Raw genomic sequence first — 19848 nt, 5'->3', positions numbered from 1 at the left:
CGCTTTTCGCCGCGCGGGGTCGCGTCGCAAGCTTTTCGGAGGGCCATATGGCGAAAGTACCCACAGTGAAACTGAACGACGGCGGCAAGATTCCGCAATTGGGCCTGGGCGTGTGGCAGGTGCCCGATGACCAGGCCGCGGCCAGCGTCAAGGAAGCGCTGGCGGCCGGTTACCGTTCGGTGGACACCGCTGCGATCTACGGCAATGAATCCGGCGTGGGCGCCGGGCTGCGCGCGGCGGGCGTGGCGCGCAAGGATCTGTTCATTACCACCAAGCTGTGGAACGACAGGCATGGCTTCGACGCGGCGCACAAGGCCATGGATGAGAGCCTGGAGAAGTTGGGCCTGGCCTACGTCGACCTGTATCTGATTCACTGGCCGGTGGCCGGCAGCGACAAGTTCGTCGACGCCTGGCGCGCCATGATCGAGATGAAGGAAGACGGCCGCGCCCGTTCCATCGGCGTTTCCAATTTCACCCAGGCCAACCTGGAGCGCCTGATCGATGCGACCGGCGTTACGCCGGCGGTCAACCAGATCGAGTTGCATCCGGGGTTCGCGCAACGCGAGCTGCGTGCCTTCCATGCCCGGCATGGCATCGCCACGGAATCGTGGAGTCCGCTGGCGCAGGGCAGGGTCACCGAGGACCCGACGATCCTGGAGCTGGCGCGCAAGCACGGCAAGTCGCCGGCCCAGGTGACGCTGCGCTGGCATCTGCAGCACGGCCTGATCGTGATCCCGAAGTCGGTGACGCCGGCGCGCATTCGCGAGAACATCGACGTGTTCGATTTCGAGCTGTCGGGCGTGGAGATGGCGGCGATCGACGCCATCAAGGAAGGGCCCCGCCTGGGACCCGATCCGGAGAAGTTCGGCAAGTAAGAAGGACGCGGGCGGCGGGGGCCGCCGGCGTGCCTGGGGCTTGCGCGAGGCGGATTCCCATATCGACCGGCCCTACGCTTCGGGTTGCCTGGGCGGGAAGAACCAGTAGCGCGCGATGACCGCCAGCAGGACGGTCAGCGCGATCCAAGAGGCCCAGTGCCAGCCGCCCGTGCCCAGCAGTGCCGCCAGCAGGCCGAAGACGCTGAGCACGCCCAGCAGGATTGGCACGCCCCAGACGAACAGGAAGCCGCGCGGGGATTTTTTGCTCATGCGGGACTCCGTTGCGGGGTGGCGGCGGCCTGGTGCTTGCGCACCAGTTCGGCGATGCGCGCTTCGGTGGCGCGGCGCCGCGCCAGCCACAGGTAGAGGCCGCTGACCAGCACCACGATGGTGATCAGATCGAGCACGGCCCAGATGATCTTCAGGGGCAGGCCGCCGTAGTCGCCGAAGTGCAGCGGACGCGACAATTCCAGCGCGGTCAGGTACCAGGGCATTTTCGCGATGGTGGTCAGCTCGCCGCTGCGGCCGTCGATCAGCACGGGCGTGTTCATCTTGGAGGTCAGGGGCGTGGCGCCGCGCATCCAGGTGATGTAGTGGTGCGGACTGCCGAAGGCGTTGCCGGGGAAGGCGATGAACGACACTTCGTTGCCGGGCAGGGCCTTGCGCGCGGTGTCCGCCGCGCTCTGGGCCGACGACAGTTCGGCCGGCACGCCCTGGCCCTTGTAGGGTTCGAGGATGCGCACCAGTTCGGTGGATTGCCACAGGCGGAACAGTGGGGTGGACAGTTCGTTGATGACGCCGGTCAGGCCCACTACGAAGGCCCACACCAGCGTCACGATGCCGAGCAGGTTGTGCAGGTCGAGCCATTTGAGGCGGGTGGAGCGGCCGGCGCGCACGGTGCCGAATTCCAGCTTCTTCATGAAGGGGCCGTACAGCACCACGCCGGAAACGATGGCGATGCAGAACAGCAGACCCATGAAGCCCAGGAACAGCTCGCCCGGCAGGCTGGCGAACAGGTCGACGTGCAGGGCCAGCATGATGCCCATGAAGGTGAAGCGGTCCTGGGTGTAGAGCGGGCCGTCGAGCAGTACGTCGCCGGTGCGGCCGTCCATGCGCACGGCGTGGCCGGAGACCTGGCCGTCGCCAGGCTTCTTGGCCATGCCGACGTAGACCTGGGGTTCGTCGGGGTCGAAGAACAGGTAGTCGACCACTTCGCCGGGATACATGGACTTGGCACGCTCGACCAGGGTGTCCAGATTGGCGGGGGGGGTCGAGGCCGGCACGTCCGACAGGGGCTTGCCGTCGTCGAGCCAGTGTTCGATTTCGTGGTGGAACACCAGCGGCAGGCCGGTCAGGCAGATGACGAGCAGGAAGATCGTACAGACCAGGCTGGTCCATTTATGGACCAGATACCAGGTTTTGATGGTTGAGGCGGCGGTCATGGCGACGGCGGGGCGGCGGCCCGGGTGGGATGGATGGAGAAAGACGGAACATTATCACGAATAATATCGATTCTCGTAACGTATTCTTGCTTCGGTGGCTGGCGCCGGGCATTGCCGGTGTGGCGTAATCGGGGGCGGATTAAAGCGGATTAAAGCGGGTTAAAAAGGAAGCTGGGCCCGATTGGGCGGGCTGGATCATCATGCAGCAACGTTTTCTGAAAGTGCCGCGCAACGAGCAGGGCCGCGATTTCGCGGTGGGCGACGTGCACGGTTGTTTTACCCGCCTGCAGGACAGCCTGGGGCGGATGGGGTTCGACGCCAGCCGCGACCGGCTGTTTTCCGTCGGCGACCTGGTCGACCGCGGGCCGGAGAGCGAGGCCGCGCTCGAGTGGCTGGCGCAGCCCTGGTTCTACGCGGTGCAGGGCAACCATGAGGACTATGCCGTGCGTCACGTGCGTACCGGGCAGGTGGACGTGGTGAACTGGCGCGGCTACGGCGGTGGCTGGTTCCTGGACCTGCCGGCCGACCGCCAGCAGGTCTATGCGGAAGCCTTCGACCGGTTGCCGATCGCGATCGAGGTGGACACCGGGGCGGGCGCGATCGGGTTGCTGCACGCCGACTGTCCGGTGCTGTTCTGGCCGCGCCTGGAATCGGCGCTGCAGGATCGCTACAAGCGCACCAGCGCTACCTGCCAGTGGTCACGCGAGCGGCTGCGGCAACTCGACCGCACCGGCGTGCTCGGGGTGCGCGCGGTGGTGGCGGGCCACACGCCGGTGGCCGCGCCGCTGGCGCTGGGCAATGTCTATCACATCGATACCGAGGGCTGGAAGGACGGCTACTTCACCTTCCTCGACCTGGAAACACTGCAGGCCTGGCCGCGTGCGGTGGTGACCGAACCGGCGGCTGTCGAGTCCGATTAGGCGACGGTTCCACGCTGCCAACGCAACGGGGGGACTTGCCTAGAGTGGTCGAGCCGCCAGCGGTCCGATGCTGTTGATGGCGCTGGCGCGGGCGCCGCTGGCTACGTCGGATTCGACGCGCGGCACCGGGATTGGCGGGATCGGCGGATTGCCGCCGTTGCCGCTGCCCGCTGCGCCGCCGCCCGCAGCGCCGCCAACCCCCGGGACCGGAAACGGCTGCGCTACCGGCGCCTGCCGGGCTGGCGGTTGCTGCGCCGGTACCTGCCCGGCTGGCGCAAATTCCGGCAAGCCGGCCTGGGGCGCGGTCAGCGGCGCCTGCGCCGCGCCCGGTGTCGGCAGCGGACGCACCGAGTTGTCGACGCCATCCGTGGAGCGGTTGTTGTTGAGGAAGTCGGTCAGCGGATCGCCGCTGGACAGGTCGAGCGAGGCGACCGCCTGGCCGGGCGGGAATTCGGAGAAATAGTATTCGCCGTTGTCCACCAGCAGGCCGTCGGGACGCGGCGCCGGCTTGGCCTCGGGCACGCCCTTGAGCACCGGTTGCATGTAGTCGAGCCAGGTGCTCAGTGCCAGGCCGCTGCCGAATTCGTTGGAGCCCAGCGACTTGGGCTGGTCGAAGCCCATCCAGACCGTCGTGGCCAGGGTGGGGGTGAAGCCCGAGAACCAGACGTCGACCGCCTCGTTGGTGGTGCCGGTCTTGCCGCCGATGTCGTTGCGCTTGAGCACCTGGTGCGCGCGCGCCGCGGTGCCGTTGACGGTGACGCCGCGCAGGATGTCGTCCATGACCCAGGCGGTGCGCGGGTCGATGGCGCGCGCGGCGGCGTCGCCGGCCACCACCGGCTGGGCCTGCATCAGCACGTTGCCGGAGCGGTCGGTGACCTTGGCGATCAGGTAGGGCGTGACGCGATAGCCGCCGTTGGCGAACACGCTGTAGCCGTTGACCACCTGCAGCGGCGTGGCGCCGCCGGCGCCCAGGCCCAGCGGCAGCACCGCCGGCCAGCGCGCCTTGTCGAACCCGAAGCGGGTCAGGTAGTCCTGCGCGTACTGCGGGCCGATGGCCTGCAGGATGCGGATGGTGACCATGTTCTTGGATTTGTACAGGCCCTGGCGCAGCGTCAGCATGGGTTCGTAGCGGTTGCCGTCGTTCTTGGGCTGCCAATCTTTCGAGCCGGTCTGGGCGGCGGTCAGCATGAAGGGCTGGTCGGAGATCTGCGTGGCGGGCGTCAGGCCGCGCTCCAGGGCGGCCGCGTACACGAACGGCTTGATGTTCGAGCCCGGCTGGCGCCAGGCCTGCGTGACCCGGTTGAAGGTGCCGCGGTTGTAGTCGAAGCCGCCGATCATGGCGCGGATGGCGCCGTCCTGCGGCACCATCGACACCAGCGCCGCCTGCAGCGCCGGCATGTTGATGATTTCCCAGCCGTCGCCGTTCTTGTGGATGTAGACCACCGAGCCGCGCTGCAGGCGCAGGCTGTCGCCGGCCTTGGGATTGAGGGCGCGTGCCACCACCGCCAGCGCCTTCTTGTCGGTGATGGTGATGATCTCGCGCGCGCTGCGCGCCACGGTCACTTCCTGCGGGCTGGCGGCCAGTACCACGGCGGTGAGCAGGTCTTCGCTGTCGGGCGTCTTTTCCTGCACGCCGTCGAGGATGTCGTCGAGCGCGGTGGCGTCTTTTTCGATGCCGTCGGGCAGGTCGATGCGGTCTTCCGGTCCGGGGTAGGGCGCGCGCCGGGTGTAGTCCAGCACGCCATCGCGCACGGCGCGGTAGGCAGCCTCCTGGTCCTTGGAGTCGATCGTGGTGTAGACGTCGATGCCCTTGGAGTAGGTCTGCTCCTGGAACACCCCGTACATCAGTTGGCGCGCCAGTTCGGCCGGGTATTCGCCATGGATGGCGAAGCCGCGGGTGCTGGCGCCATCGGCGCCGCGGACCACCAGGCGCTGCTTGAGCGCCTCGTCGGCCTGTTCCGGGGTCAGGTAGCCCAGCGCTTTCATGCGGCCCAGCACATAGTGCTGGCGGATCTCGGCACGCGGGAAGTTTGTGATGGGGTTGAACCGCGAGGGGGCCTTGGGAATGCCGGCCAGCATGGCGGCCTCGGCCGGTGTGACGTCCGCCAGCGGCTTGCCGAAGTACGTGCGCGCGGCGGCAGCGAAGCCATAGGCGCGGTGGCCCAGGTAGATCTGGTTCATGTAGAGCTCCAGGATCTGGTCCTTGGTCAGCTCCGACTCGATCTTGTAGGTCAGCAGCAGTTCGTAGAACTTGCGCGAGTAGGTTTTCTCGGATGACAGGTAGAAATTGCGCGCCACCTGCATGGTGATGGTGCTGCCGCCCTGGGTCTTGGATTGCTTGACCAGGTTGACGAGCACGGCGCGCGCCATGCCCATCCAGTCGACGCCGCCGTGCTGGTAGAAGCGGTCGTCCTCGGCCGCCAGCACTGCCTGGCGCATCACCGGCGGAATTTCGTCGAAGCGCAGCACATTGCGGTGTTCTTCGCCATATTCGCCAATCAGGACCTTGTCGGCGGTGTAGATGCGCAGCGGCACGCGCGGCCGGTAATCGGTCATGGCGTGCAGGTCGGGCAGGCTGGGCCAGGCCAGCGCGAGCGCCAGGCCGACCAGCAGCGCCCCGCAGACGCCGAGGCCGGCGGCGGCGGCGCCCGCCTTGATCAGGAGTCGTTTCCAGGGAAGGCCCGATTTGCCGCCCGGGGTGGCGGAGGAGTGCTGGGGGGTGCTCATTGCTGGCGATTCTAGGGCAGAACGCTATAGACCGGCGACCAGGCCGGAAGGTTTCGGTAACCAAAATTGCCCGCGGGGACGGTTCAGGGACCGGGCAGGGCATATGGGGACAGGGTAGAGCCTACGCGCGGCGCGGGTTCTGCGCAGCGCCACGGTGCAAGCGCGCGCTGAAATGTATTGCGCGCCGTGACAAACGGCAAGGCCGGTTGCAGGTGTCATGCCGCCGCCGCCCGCAGGTAGCGTTGCGGCGGCGCGCCCAGGGCGCGGTGGAACATGGCACTGAAGGCGCTGGCGCTGCGGTAGCCCAGGTCGGTGGCGATGCGTGCCACCGGCACTCCCAGCGACAGGCGGCAGACGGCGTCCGCCAGACGTACCTGTTGCACCCATTGACGGTAATTCAGTCCCAATTCAGCCTGGAACAGCCGGATCAGCGTGCGCGCGCTGGCGCCGACCTCGCCGCCCCAGTCCTCGATGCCGCGCTGCAGGCCGGGCTGGTCGAGGATGGCTTCGCAGATGATCTGCAGGCGCCGGTCGCGCGGCCAGGGGATCTGGAACGGCACGACCCGGGTGGTGGCCAGTTCGGACAGGATCAGCGCGGCCACCTGATCGGCGCGGCCGCCCAGCGGATAGTCGATGGGCTCGGCGGTCAGGGCCAGGATCAGCTCGCGCAGCAGGCCGCTGACCTCGATCACCTGGCACTGCGGCCAGTAGGCCCGCGCCGCGTCGGCCTGGATGTAGAGCGAACGCATCGAGACCGCGCCGACCATGTCGACGCCGTGCGGCACGCCGGCCGGCACCCACAGCGCACGCAACGGCGGCAGCGCCCAGAAGCCGCTGGGCGTGGTGACGCGCATCACGCCCTCGACGGCGTAGATGAGCTGGGCGCACGGGTGCGAGTGGGCGCCGGTGCGGGCGCCGGGCGCGAATTCCTTGGCCATCGCGGTCACGCTGCGAGGACGGTGCTGGTAGTCCTGGGCGTCGATGCTGCGGGCGGGGTCCAGGGGCGTGGGCCGGGTGGGCATGGTGTCACTTCCGACAAATATGTGAGGCCGGACTCTTGGTGCTCATGGCGTATTTTGTCACTTTCTCGACGAAAATTGTCAGTCCAGGGCGGGGCGCCCTTCCTACACTGGCAAGGTCCGGCGTGGCGCCGGGCGCTTTTCGTTATCCGACTCCGCCTTTCTCCATGAACCCGCCCCAGACCTCCGCCGCCGCGTTGCCCCACGACGCCCCGCCCGCCGTCCCGCCCGCGCCGCCGCCGGCCGTGGCCGATCCCAGCACCGCGTTCGCGGTGCTGGGCGCCATCAGCGTGGCGCACCTGATGAACGACATGATCCAGTCGATCCTGTTGGCCATCTATCCAATGCTGAAGGATTCGTTCAGCCTGTCGTTCGCGCAGATCGGCCTGATCACGCTGGTGTATCAACTGGCGGCCTCGCTGCTGCAGCCATTCATCGGCTTCTACACCGATCGCAATCCCAAGCCGTATTCGCTGCCGGTGGGCATGGGCTTCACGCTGGCGGGGCTGTTGTTGCTGTCGGTGGCGCCGTCTTTCGGCTGGCTGCTGGTGGCGGCGGTGCTGGTGGGCACGGGCTCGTCGGTATTCCATCCGGAATCGTCGCGGGTGGCGCGCATGGCCTCGGGCGGGCGCCATGGTCTGGCGCAATCGCTGTTCCAGGTCGGCGGCAATGTCGGCTCGGCAATGGGGCCGCTGCTGGCGGCGCTGTTCATCATTCCGCATGGCCAGCGCAGCGTGGCCTGGTTTTCGCTGGCGGCGCTGTTCGGCATCGTGGTGCTGACCGGCATTGGCCGCTGGTACCGCGCCAATCGCGTGCGCCTCAAACCGCGTGCGCGGCGCGACGGCGCCGGCCATGGCCTGACGCGCAACCAGGTGCTGGGTGCGCTGGGCGTGCTGGGCCTGCTGGTGTTCTCGAAGTACTTCTACCTGGCCAGCCTGAACAGCTATTTCACCTTCTACCTGATCGACAAGTTCGCGCTGTCGGTGCGCGAGGCGCAACTGTATCTGTTCCTGTTCCTGGCCGCGGTGGCGGTGGGCACGGTGGTGGGCGGACCGGTGGGCGACCGCATCGGCCGCAAGATCGTGATCTGGGTGTCGATCCTGGGCGTGGCGCCGTTCACGCTGTTGCTGCCGCATGCCAATCTTTTCTGGACCGGCGTGCTGGTGGTGGTCATCGGGGTGGTGCTGGCGTCGGCGTTTTCGGCCATCGTGGTGTACGCGCAGGAACTGGTGCCGGGCAAGGTCGGCATGATCGCCGGCCTGTTCTTCGGCTTCGCCTTTGGCATGGGAGGGTTGGGCGCGGCGGCGCTGGGCAAGCTGGCCGACGCCACCAGCATCGGCTACGTATACCAGGTGTGCGCCTATCTGCCGCTGTTGGGCATCGTGGCGGTGTTGTTGCCGGACGTGGAGCGCAAGCGCGCCTGACGTGAGGCCGGGCGCGGTGTGCGGGGCCGCTCGCCGTATCGCGTGCGGTATCGCGAGCCGCGCCGGCGCGGCCCGGGGATCAGGCCGCCGGCGAGGCAGCCGGCGGCACCGCGGCCAGATGCGGACGGCCCATTTCGATCGCCTGGATCTGGCCGTCGCCGCCATGGTGGATGATGGCGATGCGCGCGGCCCGCAGTTGCGTGATCTGGCGTGGCGTGACGGCGAAGCTCGCGGCCAGCCGCTGATCATCCAGCGGCGCGATCGGCTGGCGCCGGTCCTTGCCGCCGAAGCGCAAGTGATTGTAGGTCGCCCACAGAACCAGTACCGCTGCGTTCAACAGTGCCAGCACGGCATAGCTGCCCAGGGTCTGCAGCGTCGGCAGGAAGGTCGGCCAGAGGGGCGACTGCGGCCCGCTGGCCGCGCCGCGCAGGATGGCGACGATGCCGGCGCCAAATAGGTAGACGAAGGCGATCCAGCCGATCGCGGTCAGCAGCAGGTCGAACAGGTAGCCCACGCGCGAGCGTTTGGTGGTGATGATCATGATGCGTCCGGTGACTTGATGCCGCGGTCGGGGCTGGTCCAGCGCGCGCGCTGGGCCTGCTTGCGCAGCATGACTTTGGGGAAACTGACCAGCGTGGTGAACAGGCTGACCATCCAGTAGGCCAGGGGATACCAGATGACCCAGTAGAGCGCGCGCCACAGGCCCGGTTCGTAGCGGCGGTCGATCAGGATGCTGATGGCGAACTGCAGCAGGCAGACCATCGCCAGCATCATGCCGGTGAAGGCGGGCGGCATCAGGCTGGCGATGTGCATGTTGTTGGGCAGGGCCACGAACTGGCTCACCAGCCACAGCAGCACCGAGATGCCGAAGGCGAAAGCCCAGGCGGTCGACAGGCAGAATTCCGCCATCAGCGGCCACAGGCGGCGGTGGCGCCAGTTCCAGATCGAGCGCAGGTTTTTCAGGAACACCTCGGCGCCGCCCTGGGCCCAGCGCAGGCGCTGCTTCCAGATGCCGCGCAGCGTCTCGGGCATCAAAATCCAGCACAGGCCGCGCGGCTCGTAGAAGATCGACCAGTGGTCGCGCTGCAGCTTCCAACTGATGTCGATGTCTTCCGTGATCATGTCCAGGCTCCAGTAGCCGACCCGGTCCAGCGCCGCGCGGCGGAAGGCCGCGACCACGCCCGACACGGTGAAAACCTGGCCGTAGACGCGCTGGGTGCGCTTGATCAGGCCGATGATGGACGAGAATTCGCCCACCTGGACGCGGCCGATCAGGGTCGAGCGGGTGCGGATGCGCGGGTTGCCGGTGACCGCGCCGACGCGCGGGTTATCGATCAGCGGCGCCACCAGGTAGGCGGCGGCGTCCGGATCGAGCACCGCGTCGCCGTCGATGCAGACCAGGTATTCGCTGCGCGCGGCCAGCGCACCCATGCGCAGCGCCATGGCCTTGCCCTGGTTCTGCGCCAGGTGCACCACGCGCAGGCGCGGATGCTGTTCGGCCAGGCGGTCCAGCATCGGGCCGGTGCCGTCGCTGGAGCCGTCGTTGATGGCAATGACTTCGACGTGCGGATAGCGCTGGTTCAACGCCGCCAGCAGGGTTTCCTCGCCGTTGTCGGCCTCGTTGTAGCAGGGCACCAGGATCGACACCAGCGGGTTGCCGGCCAGCGCCGGCGGCGCTGCTCCGGGGCCCCACTGCCAGCGCCGCTCCCAGTGCCACCAGAAGTACAGGCCGCCGGCCATCCACATGCCGGACATGAATAGCGGGTAGAAGAAGACGAAGCCCAGCAGCGCCTGGCCGGTCAGCATCAGGGTGAAGCCGAACGGCGCGCCGAGCACCGCCAGCAGGATTATCAGGGCAATCAGACGGTCGATCATCGGATGGGATACCAGGCTTCTGAGATGGCGGGCCGGATGCCTTGCAACCGGGGCTGGTCTTGCGAGAAGTCATCGGGGTAGTAGCCGAAGCTGCGCGCGCCGCGCAGTTGCAGGCGCTGCATCCAGCCGGCCAATACCGCGGTGTCGATGGGCGTGGCCTCGGGGTGGCCGGGGCCGGTGCGCCAGTCGCGCGCCTGCAGCTCGAACACGGTCCGGTCGAGCGCGCCGGGGCGCCGCGCCACGGCGTCGACCAGCCGGTCGAGCCAGGCGTTTTCCTGGCCCTTGGGCACGTTTTCCATCAGCGGCATGGCCATGGGCGCGGTCCAGTCGTAGGCCGCCAGGAAGTCATCCAGGTTCTGCGCGAACCAGGCCTCGGACCGCGGTTCCAGGATCGGCAGGGCGAAGATGTTGCGGGCGGTCTTGATCTGCGGTCCGCGCACGGCGCGCACGCGGTCGGCCAGCTCGGCGGTGAATTCGACCAGGGCGCGGCTCTTGAAGCGCGTCCAGCGCTGCAGCGTGTCCGGATCGGCGCGCAACTGACCGATGTCGCCGGGCAGGCCGGCGGCGCGGTAGGCCGCCAGCGCGGCGGGACTGGCGTCCTCGAAGTCGGACAGCACGGCGTCGTCGTGGAACAGGATGCCGTCGAAGATGGCGTGGCGCGCCAGGTCCTCGTACAGATCGCCGATGCGGGCCCGCGCGGTGGCGTCGAACGGCGACAGGCGGCGGTACTGGTCCGGATCGGGTTGCGCCTTGGCCTGGCCCGGCTGCCAGCGCGTGACGCGCGGGATCGACGCGTCCAGGTCGTAGGCCAGCACCGGCATCCAGGCGTACACCATGACGTTGGCGCGGTTGTGCAACTGCCAGGCGGCGCGGTTGAACAGGTCGGCGCGCACCGGCAGCCAGCGGTTGGGGAAGTACACCGAACGCACCAGCCCGTCGCCGGTGGGGTCCGAATAGGCCTGCAGGAACACGGTGTTGATCTGCATGTCGAGGATGCGCTGCACCAGTTCGCCCAGGTTGCGCTCGGTCTGCGCCGGGTCCGGGTCGTAGACGTAGTCCAGGTCGACATGGGCCACGCGCATGAAGGGCGTGGCCTCCATGCCCACGACGCTGTTGGCGAACGGCTTGAGCGGCGGGTCGCTGGCCAGCAGCATGCGCGGTGTCGACATCAGGCGGTTCAGGCGGCCGGCGCCGTCTTCCAGCGTCAGCGCCAGTTGATAGCCGTTTTCCGCGGCGATGCGCAGCGTGCTGCCGCCTTCGGCGCCGTAGGGCCAGACCCAGACGCGCGGCTTTCTGCCGGTGGCCTGTTCTATCTTGCGGCTGATGGCGCGCACGTCGCCGCCCATGCGGGCCTCGAATTCCGCCTCGCTCTCATAGCGTCCGGTCTTGGCGTCGTAGCGGCGAATCGCCGCGGCCGGTTCGGTATTGCCTTGCGGATTGGCCAGCGCGCCGTAGTGCGAAGCGTTGGTGTGGGCGGCGATCTCGACCAGCCCGGACTGCGAAATCGCGCGGATCTCGTCCCAGTTCAGGAAGCGATTGCGCGATTCCGGAGTGCCGCCGAAGTCCACCTGCTTGTCGGCTGACGTGTCCATCCAGGTGCCCACCGGGGCCAGCACTGCCGGCCAGCGGTAGGCCTTCAGGATCGGCAGCACGCGGGTGTAGAAGCTGCGGTAGCCGTCGTCGAAGGACAGCAGCACGGCGCGATCTGGCAGCGGCTTGCCGCCCTGGCGCGCGGCCAGGATCTGGTCGACCGAGACGGCCTGGTAGCCGTTCTCGCGCAGCCAGGCCAACTGGTCGACCAGGCGGTCGGTGCGTACGCTCAGAAAGGCCTGGTCGGGGTCGTCGTCCTCGACGTCGTGGTAGGCCAGTGCCAGGAAATTCCCCGGCACCCAGGGTTGTTCGGCGGGGGCCACGGGCCGTTCGGACGGCGCCGTGTAAACCGGGATGTCCTTGGCGCAGGCGGTCAGCGCCAGGATGGCCAGCAGCAGCAGGGCCGCCAGCAGGAGTCGGATGGGTAGCTTGAGCAGCATGGCGGTCTCAGAAGCGGTAGGCAAGGTCGAACACGATGCGCAGTTCGCGCTCGCGCTGGCCGTCGTAGGGGCGGCTGATGCCGGTGACCATCGCGCCCATGTCCAGCACGTCGTTGGCGCGGTAGCGCTGGCCGTAGCCCAGGGCGATGACGCCGCCGGTGCCGTGGCCCTGCTGGGTGTAGGTGCCGGCGCCGATCGTGCCGATCTGTTCCCAGGCGGTTTCGTAGCGGCGGTACAGCGTGTGCGTGACACGCGCGCCCGGCAGGATCATCAGGTCCGAGCGAGGGTTGTAGTACGGCGCGTCGTCACGCGTATTGCGCTGGGTCGACAGATCCAGTTCCAGGTCGGCCTTCAGGTGCGGCGCGGTGTAGACGCGCTCGCGCCCGGCCAGGCCCAGTTCCCAGCGCTGGTTGCCATCGGAAAAGCGCGACGGCGCCAGCGACAGGGTCCATTCGCGCCGTTCGTTGGCGCGCCAGCGCACGAAGCCGCTCAGGCGGTTGGCCTTGATGTCGTTGGTCAAGGCGCGCAGCGGCGTGTCGCGCGACAGCACTTCGCCCGAGCCGCCCACCTGCCAATGGTCGTCGATGTCGTAGGCGGCCGACAGCCGCAGGCCGGGCTGGATGCCGTGGCCGTAGCTGTGGCTGGACACTTCGCCTTCGAGCGTGAGATCGCGGCCGCGCCATTCGACGCCGGTACGCAGCCAGCGGTAGGTGCCGCGGCCTTCCTCGAAGTCGCCGCTGGCGTAGCCGCCACCGCCGAAGGCGCGCCAGTTGTAGTCGATGGGCGGGGAGTACAGCACCGCGTCGATGCCGAAGTCGCCATTGCCGTTGACCGGGCTGTCCGACGCCAGGCCGCGATAGCCGCTGAGGCGCAATTCGGCCTTGTTGTGCACGTCCCATTCGCGCGCCAGGCGGCGGCTGGTCAGATTCTCGGGCGCGCGCGCCAGCGTGTCGGCCGACAGGGCTTCGGCCTGGCGCCATTCCTGCAGGTCCAGCGCGGTGAATCCCTGGCCATTCTCGACCGACAGGGCGCGCGGCGCCAGGGTCTCGGCCAGTTTCAGTTGGCGCTCGGCGGCGCGCGGCTGGTCGCGCCGGCGTTTGACCGCGGCCAGGTCGGCGCGCAGGCTGGAATTGTTGGGGGCGTTGGCCACCATGTCAGCCAGCCGCTGCTCGGCGGCCACGGTATCGTCGGCCTGCAGGCGCGCCGCGGCCACGGTCTGCTCGCTTTCCAGCTTGAGATCGTTGGGATTGCGCGTGGCCTGGCCCTTGTAATAGAGCCAGGGCGCGTAGCCCGTGTCAATGGCGTCGGTGACGGCGCCGGTCTGGTCGAATTCCTCGGCCTCGGCCAGCGCGTAGTACAGGCCGGTCTCGGTGTTGAGGCGGTCTTCGGCGTCGTCGTCGCGGCTGGCGCCGCCAGCGCCGACCTGGCGGTAGAGGTCGCGCGCCTTTTCCGGTTGGCGCAGGTACAGGTAGGCGGCGGCCACGTCGTTCAGGGCGTAGCGCGGCACGGTGACGCCCTCGGCCAGCAGCGCCTCGTACTCGCGCACCAGGTCGGCCATGCGGACCCGGGCGTGCAGCGCATGCAGCCGGTCGATGCGGGCGCGCCGCACATCGTCGCGGGCTGCCTGGCCCAGGGCCTGCCAGGCGGGGATCAGCGTGTCGTAGCGCGCCAGCACGCGGTCGGCGATGGTGAATCGCTCGGCCTCGCTGCGTGTGGGCATGGCGGCCAGCCGCACCTGCTGGGCCAGGGCATCGCCCTCCAGGTGCCGCAGTTGCGCGGCGTCGAACAGATCCGGATGCTGGCGCGCCAGATCCAGCGCCGGCTGCGCCAACCGCGCGCGGCTGAGCGCGCCGATGTATTCGCGCAGCACGTAGGGTGTGCCCGGCGCGATCGCCAGTGCCTGGTCGGCCTGGTGCAGGGCTTCATAGGGCTGGCGCAGGCGCGCATGGACGTAGCCCAGGGCCAGGCGCGCGTCGACCTCGCGCGGGGCGCGCTTGATCCAGGCCTGGCCGGCGGCCCGCGCGGCTTCGGTCTGGCCGGCGTCGGCCAGCGTCATGATCTCGCCCGCGGCGAAGGCGGACTGGCCGGGATGGCGCCGCAGTCCGGCGCGGTAGGCCGCCAGCGCCTCGGGCCAGCGGCGCAGGTCGCGGTAGGCGCGCGCCACCGCCAACTGGATGTCGGCGGGCAGCGCCGCCGCGGGCGGCAGGGATTCGTAGGCGGCGACGGCTTCGGCCGGCCGCCCGGCCCAGCCCGCGATGACGATGTGGTCGTACACCGCTTGCCGGCCGGCGGCCGGTCCCTGTTGGCGCAACATCGCCAGGGCGGGCTCGTAGTCGCCGGCGCGGGCGCGCGCGATCAGCGCGTCATAATCGGCGCCGGGGGCCGCCAGCGCCAGCGCGGGGGCCAGCAGCGCGCAGGCCGTCAGCGCCTGCAGTCTCGATCCGGCGGCGGGCCGCCGTACGGCGTGCTCCACATAGCGGTCGGCCTGGGCCCCGGGGGGCGTGATTCTTTTCAGCATCTGTAGTACTTCCGCAGTTGCGACAAGGGCGCTCATGGCTCCGCCAGCCAGACGCAGGGGGCGCGCATCGCTGAAAGCTTGGCGCGGACGCGCGTGGCGCCAGCGGCGAAGGGGAGAGCGTTGGGTAATGTCTGCGCGGTGCCCGCTGCGGGGACCTTCGCACTCGCGCAAGGGAGTGCATGGCTAGTACGCGCCACGCCCGTCAGGCGTGGTTGCGGCGCTTCTGGCGGCACCGGCAACAGGCCGAACTTTATGGGTTTTCGGCCGATCCAACTGTCAATTAGTGCAAAGGAAGGGTTACGACACGCGTGGCTGGCGTATTCTCTGTCGCATACCGCGCAACCGTCGTGGCGGTATGGCCGCTTTCGGGGCTTCCCGCAAGGAACGTTTCGCCCACGACGGAAGGGCGGCATGGTCCGCCACGCAAGTAACAAAAAACGTCAAGCGTGCAGGTCTGTAACTTATTCCCGATGCTGCACACGGTGCAACGGATGTTCCAAGACGGCGACCACCCGAGAGGGCGCGAGCCGGCAAACACATGACGACAGCTTTGTTTTTCCTGGTGTGGGGCCTGGCAACGGCCCTGGTGCTGCCATTGTTGCTGCCGCTTCATGCGCGCGGCGTGCCCGGCGTGCAGGCCTTCACGGCCGCCAATGCCTTGGCGGTGCTGTCGCTGCTGGCCTATGCCTCGTCCGAGATCATGCCGCCGGCCGCCTATGTCATGGTGTCCAACGGAGCCTGGCTGGCCGCGATGAGCCTCGTGTATGTGGGCGTGCGGCAGTTCTTCGGCCTGCGGCCCCAGGCCCGCCGCGTGACCATGGCGGCCATTTGCGCGGTTGGCGCCATGGCGCTGATGCTCTACCACCGGGACGATCTGGTGGCGCGCATGACATTGTTCTCGATCTACACCTGTGTGCTGATGGCGGCCACCGCCATCGTGGTGTACCGCCAGCGCCGGCGCATCCAGACGCCGGGCGTGATGCTGTACGTGCTGCTGTCGATGGCGGGGCTGGCCACGCTGCATGCGTTGCGCGCGGCCATCTATGGCAGCGGCTGGGTGCAGGCTTCGTCGCTGCTGGATCCGGAGCCGTGGGGCCTGTTCTTCATCGTCTGCGGCTCCGTGACGGTGCCGGCGCTGTTCCTGGCGCTGCTGTTGCTGATCCAGACCTGGCTGTCCGAGCAGATGCAGGCTGCCCTGACCTTCGACAGCCTGACGGGGGCCTATTCGCGCCGCAGCATCCTCGACGAACTGGAGCGTGAACTGCGGCGCTGTGCGCGCAACCAGGGTCGGCTGGCGGTGCTGGTGCTGGACATCGACCATTTCAAGTCGATCAACGACCGCTATGGCCATGCCACTGGCGACGCCGCGCTGCGTCATTTCGCGCGCATCGTGCCCAAGGCGGTGCGCGCCAGTGACCGCTTCGGCCGCCTGGGCGGCGAGGAATTCGTGCTGCTGATGTACGACTGTGACGCCGCCCGCGCGCTGGTGCAGGCGCAGCGGGTTTGCGATGCCCTGCGCGATTCGCCGCTCCAGGTGCAGGGGCAGGCGTTGCGCATGACTACCAGCGGCGGTGTCGCGACCTTCCAGCCGGGCGACAGCGCCGATGGCATCCTGGCCCGCGCCGACCTGGCCTTGTACAAGGCCAAGGAACTGGGCCGCGACCGTGTCGAGATGGCCTGGAGCGGACGGACGTCGGGCCGCCCGCAGGCGGCCCGGCAGCAATTGGCGGACGCCGCGCTGGCGTCCGGGGCCTCGGACCTTACGGCTTGAGGTGCTCGACGAAGAACTTTTCCATGGCCGCGTAGAACTCGAACTTGTTTTCGTCGTTGTGGAAGCCGTGGCCTTCGTTGTCCTTGACCATGTATTCCACGTCGACGCCGCGCGCCTTGAGCGCCTTGACCATCTGGTCGCTCTCGTCCTTGTTGACGCGCGGGTCCTTGGCGCCCTGGGCGATGAACAGCGGCGTCTTGATGCGGTCGGCGTGCAGCGCCGGCGAGGTGGCGGCCAGGCGGTCCTTGTCGCGCACCGGGTCGCCGACCATGTCCTGCATCTTGTCCAGCATCGGCTTCCAGTAGGGCGGAATCGACTTCATGAACGTGAACAGGTTGGACACGCCGACGTAGTCGACGGCAGCGGCGTACAGGTCGGGCGTGAAGGTCACGCCGGCCAGCGTGGCATAGCCGCCGTAGCTGGCGCCATAGATGCCGATGCGCTTGGGATCGGCGATGCCCTGCTTGACCAGCCATTGGACGCCGTCGGTGATGTCGTCCTGCATCTTCAGGCCCCATTGGCCGAAGCTGGCTTCCCAGAAGGCGCGGCCATAGCCGGTGGAGCCGCGGAAGTTCATCTGCAGCACGCAGAAGCCGCGGTTGGCCAGGAACTGCACTTCGGGGTTGTAGCCCCAGCCATCGCGCGCCCACGGGCCGCCGTGCGGGTTGACGATGCACGCCAGGTTCTTGGGATCGCGCCCGGCCGGCAGGGTCAGGTAGCCATGGATGGTGAGGCCGTCGCGGCTCTGGTAGCTGATCGGCTGCACCCGCGCCATGTCGGCCTCGGGGATGGCCGGGTTGATATCGGCGAGTTTGCTGAGCGTGTTCGCGCGCGCGTCGTAGATGTAGCGCGAGCCGGGCGTGCGGTCGTTGTAGGCGGCGACGATGAATTTGTCTTCGTCGCGGTTGGCGCCCTGGATGGCGAACTGGTAGCCCTCGAGCTGGGCTGACAGCTTCTTGAACAGCGTTTCGGTCTCGGCGTCGAAGAACTTGTATTGCGGCTTGTCGGTCTGGTACGAGGCCACCGTCAGCACGCGGCGCTTGCGCGAGAAGCCGGCGGCGTCCAGGTCGACGCTGTCCGGGGTGAAGATCTCGTCTTCCTGGTCCGGGCGGGCCGGGTCGATGATCACCAGCCCGAGCTTGTCGCGGCCGCGGTTGGACAGGGCGTAGAACTTCTTGTCGTCGAAGGTGAAGAAGGCCGGGCTGACGCTGGTGCGATAGTCGGTGGTGAACAACGGACGGAATTCGGAGGCTTCGTCGTCGCGATAGAGCAGGGTGGTGTTCAGGCCGTCGCTGGTGACCGCGGCGCGCACCTTGCCAGCGTGGTCGGTCTGCCAGCCGACGATGTTGCCCGGGTTTTGGGCCACCAGCACGCCGGCGCCGGTGTGCACGTTGACGCGGTAGACGTCGAACACCTGCGGGTCGCGTTGGTTGTGGCTGATGAGGATGTGGTCGGGGTCGTCTTCGAGGTCGTCCTCGATGCTGGCGCGCACGCCGTCGTAAGGGGTCAGGTCGGTGACCTTGCCGGTCTTGGCGTCCACCGCCAGCACGTGGAAGTTCTCGTCGCCGCCGAAGTCCTTCTGGTAGAGCACCACGTCGGGACCCTTCCAGAAGAAATTGCTGATGTCGCGGGCCGATTCGCTGGTCAGCTTGCGCGGTTCGCCCACCGGTTTGCTGCCTTCGAGGGCCTGGACGTAGATGTTCATGCGCGGCGGCTTGCCGTCGACGCTGGTGGGCTGCATGAAGCCCAGCGTCTTGCCGTCGTCGGCCAGGCGGAAGAAGCCGCGTTCCGGATTGCGGAAGAAGTCCTTCAGCGGGTACGCGCGGGGCGGCTGCGCGGCGGCGCTGGCGCCCAGGGAGGCGCCGACGATGCCGGCGGCCAGGATGGTGTGTTTCATGAATGAGAGCAAGGCATACCTCCGACGATTTCACCCGGCCGCGGGCGCCGCCGGACTACTGGTCGATAATGCCATAGCCGCGGGCGGGGTGTCGAACCGGCCCGGGCACTTATGCCGGTAGCCCGTTTGCGGGATAATCGCGGCTATCAATCTGGAGAAACACATGGTTCGGAATCTGGTCGCGGTGTCGGCGCTGGCCTTGGGCCTGGCGGGCTGCTCCCTGGGCATTTCGCAGGATGGCTCGTCGCCGCACAGCGAGTTCAAGGCGCCGGTCGCCTTCAAGGACGCCTATGCCACCACGGTGCGCCAGGCCAACGCCTGCCTGCGCAGCACCGACAACGCCTACCGCGTGGTGTCGAACCTGGACGAGAGCGCCCAGACCGCCGTGGTGCGGGTGCTGGCGCCGTACAGCGACAACGAAATGACCCGCGTCGACCTGAAGGCGGCCGGCCCCGCCGCCACCGATACCCGCATCGTGATGTGGGGCAAGGGCACCTGGGACGCGGCGGCGCTGCGCGCCATGCAGGATGCGATCGTCTACGGCATGAGTTCGTGCGCCAGCTACATGCCGCTGGACCCGCGGCCGCCGGTCAAGCCGTCGCGGGATCTGCCGAAGTAGCGCGGCGGGATGCCGCGCGGCCTGGTCGCGGCACATGCGGGCTCCATCGGCGCCAATGGAGCGGGCGCGGGTGACCGCGCTCAGAACTGATAGCGCACCCCGACCTGGCCGTTGTAGTCGTGCTTGAGCTTGCCGGCGAAGCTGCTTTCCACCTGGCTGTAGATCCGCCAGTTGGCGGACAGCCTGGCGTTCAGCGACAGGTTCACCAGATAGCGGCTGTCGTCCGCCATCGGGTTGCGCAGCACGTCGTCCGGACTGCCGTTGTTCACGATGTCGATGCCGCCGCCGCGCCGCAGGTTCTGCAGCCGGAACAATCCGGCGGACACGGCCAGCGCATGCTGCTCATCGGACCGCAGGTTCAGGCCGACGGCCGCGCCGATCTTGGCGTAGACCGGCCGGCTGGCGTTGACGCGCACGTCGACACTGTCTTTGCCGCCATGCAGGGTGTAGCCGCTGGTGGCGCCCGCGACGACTTCGGCCGATGGCTCGATGAAGGCGCCGCCGTTGAGCAGGTTCAGCCGCCATCCGGCCTGCACGCTGGCCAGCAGCGACGTCGACCGCGCGCCCTGCGCGGCAATGTTCAGTTGGCTCGGGAACTGGTAGGTCTGGTTGGTTTTCAGGTACTTGGCGATGACGTCGACGAACGGGCCGTCCTCGTGGATCAGGGCGTAGTAGAGGCCGATGCCGCCCGTGGTGTGCCGTTCCGACAACTGGCCTTCGCCCTGGCCGGA

15 protein-coding genes are annotated in these 19848 nt (G+C 68.2%); 5 read left to right on the top strand and 10 right to left on the bottom strand.

Annotated features, from left to right (window positions below):
• Positions 1 to 47: 47 nt before the first annotated feature.
• Positions 48 to 875: an aldo/keto reductase gene (locus tag AC6LKG_RS24600; RefSeq protein ID WP_498169208.1), complete on the top strand. Its 828-nt coding sequence runs from the start codon at positions 48 to 50 to the stop codon at positions 873 to 875.
• Between the two features lie 72 nt (positions 876 to 947).
• On the opposite strand, the gene AC6LKG_RS24595 is transcribed toward AC6LKG_RS24600, so the two are convergent.
• Both AC6LKG_RS24595 and AC6LKG_RS24590 read right to left on the bottom strand, forming a co-directional pair.
• Positions 948 to 1145, bottom strand: a complete 198-nt coding sequence (locus tag AC6LKG_RS24595; protein WP_498169206.1) for a hypothetical protein — start codon at positions 1143 to 1145, stop codon at positions 948 to 950.
• Positions 1142 to 2317, bottom strand: a complete 1176-nt coding sequence (locus tag AC6LKG_RS24590) for a PepSY-associated TM helix domain-containing protein (protein WP_498169203.1) — start codon at positions 2315 to 2317, stop codon at positions 1142 to 1144. Before AC6LKG_RS24590 ends, AC6LKG_RS24595 begins: the two co-directional genes overlap by 4 nt.
• Before the next feature lie 200 nt (positions 2318 to 2517).
• Between AC6LKG_RS24590 and AC6LKG_RS24585 the strand changes: the two genes are divergently transcribed.
• Positions 2518 to 3237 carry a metallophosphoesterase gene (locus AC6LKG_RS24585; RefSeq protein WP_498169200.1) on the top strand — a complete coding sequence of 240 codons (720 nt, stop codon included), beginning with the start codon at positions 2518 to 2520 and terminating at the stop codon, positions 3235 to 3237.
• Positions 3238 to 3276: 39 nt separating this feature from the next.
• Here the strand turns inward: AC6LKG_RS24585 and AC6LKG_RS24580 are convergent, their stop codons facing one another.
• On the bottom strand, positions 3277 to 5964 hold the full coding sequence (locus tag AC6LKG_RS24580) for a penicillin-binding protein 1A (protein WP_498169197.1): 2688 nt from the start codon (positions 5962 to 5964) through the stop codon (positions 3277 to 3279).
• A gap of 215 nt (positions 5965 to 6179) precedes the next feature.
• Positions 6180 to 6986 (bottom strand): AraC family transcriptional regulator, encoded by an 807-nt coding sequence (locus AC6LKG_RS24575; protein WP_498169195.1) that lies wholly within the window; start codon positions 6984 to 6986, stop codon positions 6180 to 6182.
• Between the two features lie 164 nt (positions 6987 to 7150).
• On the opposite strand from AC6LKG_RS24575, the gene AC6LKG_RS24570 reads away from it, so the two are divergent.
• Complete coding sequence (locus AC6LKG_RS24570) at positions 7151 to 8407, top strand: MFS transporter (RefSeq protein WP_498169192.1); 1257 nt, start codon at positions 7151 to 7153, stop codon at positions 8405 to 8407.
• A gap of 79 nt (positions 8408 to 8486) precedes the next feature.
• Here the strand turns inward: AC6LKG_RS24570 and pgaD are convergent, their stop codons facing one another.
• Genes pgaD through pgaA form a run of 4 tightly spaced genes read right to left on the bottom strand, consistent with a single transcriptional unit; the run spans position 8487 to position 14830 of the window.
• Positions 8487 to 8948 (bottom strand): poly-beta-1,6-N-acetyl-D-glucosamine biosynthesis protein PgaD, encoded by a 462-nt coding sequence (pgaD, locus tag AC6LKG_RS24565; RefSeq protein ID WP_498169190.1) that lies wholly within the window; start codon positions 8946 to 8948, stop codon positions 8487 to 8489.
• Entirely contained in the window at positions 8945 to 10282 is a 1338-nt protein-coding gene (gene pgaC / locus AC6LKG_RS24560) for a poly-beta-1,6-N-acetyl-D-glucosamine synthase (protein WP_498169187.1), read from the bottom strand. Before pgaC ends, pgaD begins: the two co-directional genes overlap by 4 nt.
• Positions 10279 to 12312 (bottom strand): poly-beta-1,6-N-acetyl-D-glucosamine N-deacetylase PgaB, encoded by a 2034-nt coding sequence (gene pgaB / locus AC6LKG_RS24555; RefSeq protein ID WP_498169211.1) that lies wholly within the window; start codon positions 12310 to 12312, stop codon positions 10279 to 10281. The genes pgaC and pgaB overlap by 4 nt, the downstream gene beginning before the upstream one ends.
• 7 nt (positions 12313 to 12319) lie before the next feature.
• Complete coding sequence (gene pgaA / locus AC6LKG_RS24550; protein WP_498169184.1) at positions 12320 to 14830, bottom strand: poly-beta-1,6 N-acetyl-D-glucosamine export porin PgaA; 2511 nt, start codon at positions 14828 to 14830, stop codon at positions 12320 to 12322.
• A 538-nt stretch (positions 14831 to 15368) separates the two neighbouring features.
• Between pgaA and AC6LKG_RS24545 the strand changes: the two genes are divergently transcribed.
• Entirely contained in the window at positions 15369 to 16601 is a 1233-nt protein-coding gene (locus AC6LKG_RS24545) for a GGDEF domain-containing protein (protein WP_498169182.1), read from the top strand.
• On the opposite strand, the gene AC6LKG_RS24540 is transcribed toward AC6LKG_RS24545, so the two are convergent.
• Complete coding sequence (locus AC6LKG_RS24540; RefSeq protein ID WP_498169179.1) at positions 16591 to 18498, bottom strand: S9 family peptidase; 1908 nt, start codon at positions 18496 to 18498, stop codon at positions 16591 to 16593. The genes AC6LKG_RS24545 and AC6LKG_RS24540 overlap by 11 nt on opposite strands.
• Positions 18499 to 18661: 163 nt before the next feature.
• Between AC6LKG_RS24540 and AC6LKG_RS24535 the strand changes: the two genes are divergently transcribed.
• The gene (locus tag AC6LKG_RS24535) at positions 18662 to 19117 is read left to right on the top strand and encodes a BPTD_2524 family lipoprotein (RefSeq protein WP_498169177.1); all 456 of its coding nucleotides are present in this window, start codon (positions 18662 to 18664) and stop codon (positions 19115 to 19117) included.
• An 80-nt stretch (positions 19118 to 19197) separates the two neighbouring features.
• Here AC6LKG_RS24535 and AC6LKG_RS24530 read toward each other — a convergent pair.
• Positions 19198 to 19848: autotransporter outer membrane beta-barrel domain-containing protein (locus AC6LKG_RS24530; RefSeq protein WP_498169174.1), on the bottom strand; the 651-nt coding region annotated here is incomplete at its 5' end.

This window comes from Achromobacter sp. 46006 (assembly GCF_059761975.1).
This window is presented reverse-complemented; position numbering and strand designations above follow the sequence as displayed.